The 5,907-nt window shown below is 70.8% G+C and carries 5 protein-coding genes; 4 read left to right on the plus strand and 1 reads right to left on the minus strand.

Annotated features, from left to right (window positions below; translation table 11 throughout):
* A partial coding sequence (locus tag FV222_RS15270) for a crosslink repair DNA glycosylase YcaQ family protein (RefSeq protein WP_147814937.1) occupies nucleotides 1-507 on the minus strand: 507 nt, incomplete at its 3' end.
* A 535-nt stretch (nucleotides 508-1,042) separates the two neighbouring features.
* Between FV222_RS15270 and FV222_RS15275 the strand changes: the two genes are divergently transcribed.
* The 4 genes from FV222_RS15275 to FV222_RS15290 all read left to right on the plus strand — a co-directional run.
* Nucleotides 1,043-1,876 carry a DeoR family transcriptional regulator gene (locus FV222_RS15275; RefSeq protein WP_147814939.1) on the plus strand — a complete coding sequence of 278 codons (834 nt, stop codon included), beginning with the start codon at nucleotides 1,043-1,045 and terminating at the stop codon, nucleotides 1,874-1,876.
* An 86-nt stretch (nucleotides 1,877-1,962) separates the two neighbouring features.
* Nucleotides 1,963-3,495: a glycerol-3-phosphate dehydrogenase gene (gene glpD / locus FV222_RS15280; protein WP_147814941.1), complete on the plus strand. Its 1,533-nt coding sequence runs from the start codon at nucleotides 1,963-1,965 to the stop codon at nucleotides 3,493-3,495.
* Nucleotides 3,496-3,578: 83 nt separating this feature from the next.
* Nucleotides 3,579-5,084, plus strand: a complete 1,506-nt coding sequence (glpK, locus tag FV222_RS15285) for a glycerol kinase GlpK (RefSeq protein WP_147814943.1) — start codon at nucleotides 3,579-3,581, stop codon at nucleotides 5,082-5,084.
* 152 nt (nucleotides 5,085-5,236) lie between these two features.
* On the plus strand, nucleotides 5,237-5,907 hold a 671-nt coding region (locus tag FV222_RS15290), incomplete at its 3' end, for an MIP/aquaporin family protein (protein ID WP_147814945.1).

Raw genomic sequence — 5,907 nt, forward strand, 5'->3', positions numbered from 1 at the left:
CGCGAGCACGGCGCGGGGGAGCACCCGCTCGGGCAGGTCGTAGACCCGCTCGAAGCTGCCGCGCCGGTGCGTCGCGGCGACGAGGCCGGCCCAGAACAGCCATTCGAGCGCGTGCTTGCCCGCGCTCCACGCCCACATGCCGGACCCGGCCCGGGTTTCCGCCAGGTCCGAGGCGGCCAGCGGCCCGTCCGCCGCGATGCGGGCGAGGACCGCCTCGGCCTCGTTGCGCCGTTCCCCGGCGAAGGGTTCGAGCCGCCGCCACACGTCGCGGCCGTCGCGGGCACGGGCCATGCGCCAGCGCAGCAGGGGGTGGTGGTCGATGGGCAGCAGCGAGGCCTCGTGGCCCCAGTATTCGAAGAACCGCATCGGCCGGGCGGCGGCCATCGCGTCGAGGCGGTCGCGCGCGTAGGCGCCCAGCCGCGAGAACAGCGGCAGGTAGTGGGCGCGCACCAGCACGTTCACGCTGTCGATCTGGAGCAGGCCGAGGCGGCCGATCTCCCGGTGCATCCGCGCGTCGGTGACGGCGCCCTCACGCCGCCCTGCTGCAAAACCCTGGGCCGCCAGGGCGATGCGGCGGGCCTCGGCGGCCGAGAGGTACGCTTTCAGGACCGCTCTCCGAATGGCGGCGGCGGGCCGATCATCCGCCGATGCGCCGCGCGGTCTTGGCGGTCAGGGGCGTTTTGCGAGACCCCGACCGCGGCGGCCGCGTCCCGGACGATCTCCGGCATCGACGACGTCCCTCCCCGTTCGCGCGGACAGCGACCGCTTCCCGCATGGCCCTTCGAAGGCGATGCGCGCCAACATCGGCGCGCCGCTTCGTCGAGACAAGCGCGAGGGCCGGAAACGCAGCGTCCGCGTCCGGTGCGAACTTTCGGCGCTCATCCCAAACGATGATGCGGCGTTTCGTTTGCGAAACCCGGCCGGTCACATACACTTCGTGTCGGAACGCCCGCCTCCCCCTTCCCTTCTTCGTCTTAGACGGCGGCGAACGGGAAGGATCGGCGGGCGTTGCGAGACCAGCATGTCCCGGGCCGGAATCCCTATGACGCGTATCCTCGATCGGGGCGGTTTCGAGCGGAAGGCGAGCGAGCGCGCCGACGCGTCGGCGGTGGAGGCGCGGCGCTCGGCGATCGTCGTCGCCGTCCGCCAGCGCGGGTTCGTGACGATCGAAGCCCTGGCGAGCCAGTTCGGCGTCACCGTCCAGACCATCCGGCGCGACCTGAACGAGCTCAGCGCGGAGGGGCGGCTGGAGCGCTACCGCGGCGGCGGCGGCCTGCCCTCCAGCGTCGAGAACGTCGCCTACGCCGACCGCCGCACCACGCTCCTGTCCGAGAAGACGCGGATCGGCCGGCTCGCGGCGAGCCGCATCCCGTCGCACTGCTCGGTCTTCCTCAACATCGGCACCACGCCGGAGGCGGTGGCGCGAGAGCTCGTCCGGCACGACGACTTGAGCATCATCACCAACAACCTCAACGTGGCGGTCGGGCTGGCGGAGGCGACCGACTTCCGCATCGTCGTGGCCGGCGGCACCATCCGCAACCGCGACGGCGCGGTTCTGGGGCAACTCACCTGCGACACGCTCAGCCAGTTCCGCGTCGACGTGGCGGTGATCGGCATCAGCGGCATCGACGGCGACGGCGCCCTCCTCGACTACGACTACGAGGAGGTGCGGGCGACGCAGACCATCCTGGCCCATGCGCGCCAGACCTTCCTCGTGGCCGACCACACCAAGTTCACCCGCCGGCCGATGGTCGAGGTCGGGCGGCTCGAGCAGGTCGACACCTTCTTCACCGACCGCGCCCCACCGCCCGAGATCGCCGCGCTGATGGAGCGCCACGGCGTCACCCTCGCGGTGGCCGACCGGGACGAACCGTAACGAACATCGAAATTTTCGCTTGCGAAAATCCTAAGATAAGGCAATATTCTGCCGAACGCGGCATCGGCCGGGGCGGGAGGTGAGCCATGACGACGGTCTCGAACGTGCGGGCGCCGGGCGCCCCCTACGACCTGCTCGTCATCGGCGGCGGCATCAACGGCACCGGCATCGCCCGCGACGCTGCGGGCCGCGGCCTCTCGGTGCTGCTGTGCGAGCGCGGGGACCTCGCCGAGTTCACCTCGTCGTCGAGCACGAAGCTGATCCACGGCGGGCTGCGCTACCTCGAATACTACGAGTTCCGCCTTGTGCGGGAGGCCCTGGCCGAGCGCGAGCGCCTGCTGCGGCAGGCGCCGCACATCATCTGGCCGCTGCGCTTCGTGCTGCCGCACGACAAGGGCCTGCGCCCGGCCTGGATGCTGCGGGTCGGCCTGTTCCTGTACGACCACCTCGCGCGGCTCCGCACCCTCCCCGGCTCGAAGATGGTTCGTTTGCGAACATCACCTGTGGGCGCGCCGCTGCAGGACCGCCTGACGAAGGGGTTCGTCTATTCCGACTGCTGGGTCGAGGACAGCCGCCTCGTGGTGCTCAACGCCATGGATGCGCGGGCGCGCGGCGCCGAGATCCGCACCCGGACCGGCGTCGAGTCGGCGCGCCGCATCGACGGGACCTGGACCGCGACCCTGCGCGACGCCGTCACCGGGCGCACCGAGACGGTCCGGGCGAAGGCGGTGGTGAACGCCGCCGGCCCCTGGGTCAGCGAGACGCTGGGCGGCACGCTCGGCGTGAACAGCCGCGCGGCGGTGCGGCTGATCAAGGGCAGCCACATCGTGGTGCGCAGACTCTACGAGGGCGACCAGGCCTACATCCTGCAGCAGCCGGACAAGCGCATCATCTTCGCGATTCCCTACGAGCGCGACTTCACGCTGATCGGCACCACCGACGTCCCCTACGAGGACGAGCCCGGCCCGGTGCGGATCTCAGAGGACGAGACGCGCTACCTCTGCGACTGCGTCAACCGCTCGTTCGCGCGCGCCATCGGGCCGGAGGACGTGGTCTGGAGCTATTCGGGGGTGCGGCCGCTCTACGACGACGCCGCCGCGAACGCCTCGGCGGTGACGCGCGACTACGTGCTCGACGTGGACGACGCCGGCGGGCAGGCGCCCGCGCTGTCCGTGTTCGGCGGCAAGATCACCACCTACCGGCGCCTGGCCGAGCACGCGATCGAGAAGATCGCAGCCTACTTCCCGAACCTCGAGCCACCCTGGACGGGGGAGGCGACCCTGCCCGGCGGGGCCATGCCGGAGGCGGATTTCGACGCGTTCCTCAAAGCCTTCGCCCGCGAGGCGCCGTTCCTGCCGGCCGAGACCGCCAAGCGCCTCGCCCGCGCCTACGGCACCGAGGCGCGGGCGATCGTGGCCGGCGCGCGCAGCCTCGCCGACCTCGGCGAGGCCTTCGACGGAGGCTTGAGCGCGGCGGAGGTCGACTACCTCGTCCGGACCGAATGGGTCCGCACGGCGGAGGACATCCTCTGGCGCCGCTCGAAGCTCGGCCTGCGCACCGGTCCGGAGGGGGCCGCGCGCCTGTCCGCCTACCTGACGCGAAAGGCGGAGGCGGCCTGAAAGACCCGAACGGCGGAACCGGCGCGAAGACCGGTCCGCGAGACCAAGATCGACCCACGTTCCTCGAGGGAGGGAAGACAGCCATGTCCCAGTATGTCGGCGCCATCGACCAGGGCACCACCAGCAGCCGCTTCATCGTGTTCGACCGCGAGGGGCGCATCATCGTCTGCAAGCAGCGGGAGCACGCGCAGATCTACCCGCGGCCGGGCCATGTCGAGCATGACCCGATGGAGATCTGGCGCAACACGCAAGGGGTGATGCAGGACGCCCTCGACGGCGCCGGGCTGACGCCGAAGGACCTCCTGTCGATCGGCATCACCAACCAGCGCGAGACCACCCTGATCTGGGACAAGCGCACGGGTGCTCCGCTCCACAACGCCCTGGTCTGGCAGGACACGCGCAACGACCGCCTCGTCACCGAATACGCCCGCGACGGCGGGCGCGACCGCTTCCGCGCGCTGACCGGGCTGCCGCTAGCGAGCTACTTCTCGGGGCTGAAGCTGCGCTGGCTCCTCGACCACGTCGAGGGCGCCCGCGAGAAGGCGGAAGCCGGCGACGTGCTGTTCGGCAACATCGACACCTGGCTCGTCTGGAACCTGACCGGCGGCCCGGACGGCGGCCTCCACCTCACCGACGTGACCAACGCCAGCCGCACGCAGCTGATGTCCCTCGAGACGCTGGCCTGGGACGACGGCATGCTCGCCGCCTTCGGCATCCCCCGCGCCATGCTGCCCGAGATCGTCTCGTCCTCGCAGGTCTACGGCGAGACGCGGGTGCCGTTTTCCGGCGTGCCGATCGCCGGCATCCTCGGCGACCAGCAGGCGGCCCTGTTCGGCCAGACCTGCTTCCAGCCGGGCGAGGCCAAGAACACCTACGGCACCGGCTGCTTCGCGCTGATGAACACCGGTGAGACGCCGGTGCCCTCCACCTGCGGCCTCGTGACGACGCTGGGCTACAAGCTCGACGGCAAGCCGGCGGTCTACGCGCTGGAGGGCTCGATCGCGATCACCGGCGCGCTGGTGCAGTGGCTGCGCGACAACCTGCACATGATCAAGGACAGCGCTGAGGTCGAGAGCCTCGCCACAACGGTCGCGGACAACGGCGGCGTCTACTTCGTGCCCGCGTTCTCGGGCCTCTACGCGCCGCACTGGAACGAGGGTGCGCGCGGGCTGATCATCGGGCTGACCCGCTACGCCAACCGCGGCCACATCGCCCGCGCCTGCCTGGAGGCCACCGCCTTCCAGACGCACGAGGTGCTGGAGGCGATGGAGAAGGATTCCGGCATCCCCGTGCGCGAGCTGCGCTCGGACGGCGGCATGGTCGCCAACGTCACCCTGATGCAGTTCCAGGCCGACATCCTCGACGTGCCGGTGGTGCGCCCGAAGGTCACCGAGACCACGGCCCTCGGCGCCGCCTACGCGGCCGGGCTCGCCACCGGCTACTGGAAGAGCACCGACGACCTCGTGCGCAACTGGGGCGTCGACCGGCGCTGGGAGCCGAACATGGATGCGGGGGAGCGTCGCCGCATCACCGCCGCCTGGGGCCGCGCCGTGAAGCGCGCCTTCGACTGGGACGAGCAGGAGGACTGATACGGCATCCGCTTGATCAAAGCGGACGCCGTATCGGCAAGCCCGCGCGGCGCATGAGCGACGGCCAAATCCGCCATCCCGAAGGGATCGACCGGATTTGGGACGAGGCCGCCTCGCCGCTTCCCGTCTCGGACATTCTCGGAGGACACCCCATGACATCGCCGTTCCTGGGCGAGCTTCTCGGCACGATGGTGCTGATCATCCTCGGCAACGGGGTCGTGGCCGGCGCGCTGCTGCGCGGCTCCAAGGCGGAAGGCGCAGGCTGGATCGCGATCACCGCCGGCTGGGCCTTCGCGGTGCTGGCCGGCATCTTCGTCGCGACCGCGACCGGCAGCCCCGACGCCCACCTCAACCCAGCTGTGACGATCGCCGGCGCGATCACCTCCGGGAATCCGAGCAAGCTCCTGGTCTACGTGCCGGCGCAGATGATCGGAGCCTTCCTCGGCGCGACGGTGGTGTGGCTGCACTACCTGCCGCACTGGGCCGTCACCGAGGATCCGGGCCTGAAGCGGGCCTGCTTCTGCACCGATCCGGCGATCCGGCAAACGGCCGCCAACTGGACGAGCGAGATCATCGGCACCTTCCTGCTGATCCTGATCATCAGCGCCCTGCTGTCGCGGTCGGTGGGGGCTTCGGGCAACATCCCCACGGGGCTGGCGCCCTACCTCGTCGGCATGGTGGTCTGGAGCATCGGCCTGTCGCTCGGCGGCACCACCGGCTACGCGATCAACCCCGCCCGCGATCTCGGGCCGCGCCTCGCCCACGCGGTGCTGCCGATCGCCGGCAAGGGCGGCTCGGATTGGGGCTACGCCCTGATCCCGGT

Source organism: Methylobacterium sp. WL103, assembly GCF_008039885.1.
Classification (GTDB): Bacteria; Pseudomonadota; Alphaproteobacteria; order Rhizobiales; family Beijerinckiaceae; genus Methylobacterium; species Methylobacterium cerastii.

What these genes read in the sequence shown, in the direction of transcription:
- FV222_RS15275 (WP_147814939.1), top strand. Translation starts at nt 1,043, where the DNA reads ATGACGCGTATCCTCGATCGGGGCGGTTTCGAGCGGAAGGCGAGCGAG.
- glpD (WP_147814941.1), top strand. Translation starts at nt 1,963, where the DNA reads ATGACGACGGTCTCGAACGTGCGGGCGCCGGGCGCCCCCTACGACCTG.
- glpK (WP_147814943.1), top strand. Translation starts at nt 3,579, where the DNA reads ATGTCCCAGTATGTCGGCGCCATCGACCAGGGCACCACCAGCAGCCGC.